1 protein-coding gene is annotated in these 1589 nt (G+C 32.5%); it reads left to right on the top strand.

All coding sequences use genetic code 11. The annotated features are described in order from the left end of the window. Positions 1–250: 250 nt before the first annotated feature. Positions 251–1589: APC family permease (locus V7014_RS26215; protein ID WP_335511916.1), on the top strand; the 1339-nt coding region annotated here is incomplete at its 3' end.

Here is a 1589-nt window from a genome sequence, read left to right as displayed (position 1 = left end):
CGTTCATAAAGTCAATAGATTATGAAAAATGTCATAAATTATTCATTTTTGAATAAAAAGTGATTCATTCAAAAAACGAGGTCGAAAGTAATATACACATTCTTCGCGTTTTTTCGCTATTTTGCAACAAAATTTAAGTTTGGCATAAATATTGCAAAGTAAATTATGAATATTTAGAAAAGAAAACAAAATAGATATGAAAGATTATTGATAAATTTCGCAATAACTTTTAACACAAGGGGGATAACATATGGAAAAACAAGTACATTTAAATAAAACTCTTAAATTATGGCAAATAGTCATGATGGGATTAGCTTATATGACACCGATGGTAGTTTTCGATACGTTCGGAATTATTTCTAAAGAAACGGATGGACATGTTCCAACCGCTTATATAATTGCTCTTATAGGGATATTATTCACAGCTGCCAGTTACGGGAAGCTTGTAAAAGTCTTTCCAGAAGCTGGTTCTGCATATACTTATACACGTAAAGCGATGAATGGCCACATCGGATTTCTAGTAGGTTGGACTTCTTTATTAGATTATTTATTTCTTCCAATGGTAAATGCCTTATTATGTAAAATCTATTTTACTGCCTTATTCCCTAATGTTCCCTCATGGATTTGGGTTGTACTTTTTGTAGGAATTGTTACCTTTATGAATTTAACAAGTGTAAATATCCTCGCAAACTTTAATGCTTTCTTCGTTCTAATTCAAGTTGCTATAATGATTGTTTTTATCGTTCTAGTAATCAAAGGCTTGATGAATGGTGAAGGAACTGGAGAAGTTTTTTCATTACAACCATTATTTAACGACGGACTTGATTTTTCAACATTAATAACGGGTGCTTCGTTAGTATGTTTCTCTTTTCTAGGATTTGATGCTGTAACCACTCTTTCTGAAGAAACACAAGACCCTAAGAAAACAATTCCTAAAGCTATATTCTTCACAGCTCTATGGGGAGGGGTTCTCTTTGTTGTAACTTCATATTTTATACAATCTTTTTTTCCTGACATTTCTCGATTTAAACATCCAGACGCTGCACTTCCTGAAATTGCTTTATATGTAGGTGGTAAACTATTTCAATCTGTTATTCTTGTATCTACCTTTATCCCGACATTTGCTTCTGGCTTAGCTGCACATGCGAGTGTCTCCCGTTTATTGTATGTAATGGGACGAGATAAAGTGTTTCCAAAGAAATGGTTTGCTTATATTCATCCAAAATGGAAAACACCAGCTTTAAACGCTTTACTTGTAGGATTCATTTCACTTTCAGCCATTTTCTTCGACCTAGTAACAGCTACTTCATTGATTAACTTTGGTGCATTAATGGCCTTTACTTTTGTAAACTTATCGGTAATTAATCACTTTATTATTCGTGAAAAACAATATAAAAGTATAAAAGGAATAATCAATTATTTGATCTTCCCTTTATGTGGAACGATAATGATAGCTATATTATGGTTCAATGTAGAAACTAGTTCACTAATAATGGGTGTTTCTTGGTTGACTATAGGAATACTGTACCTGATGTATTTAACTGAGGCTTTCAGTATTGCTCCTCCAAAATATGAAGAGGAAGAAATTC

The sequence above is a fragment of the Bacillus sp. JJ722 genome, assembly GCF_036963345.1.
Classification (GTDB): domain Bacteria; phylum Bacillota; class Bacilli; order Bacillales; family DSM-1321; genus Bacillus_AD.
The sequence above is the reverse complement of the archived record's forward strand: the minus strand, read 5'-3'. Positions and strand labels throughout refer to the sequence as shown.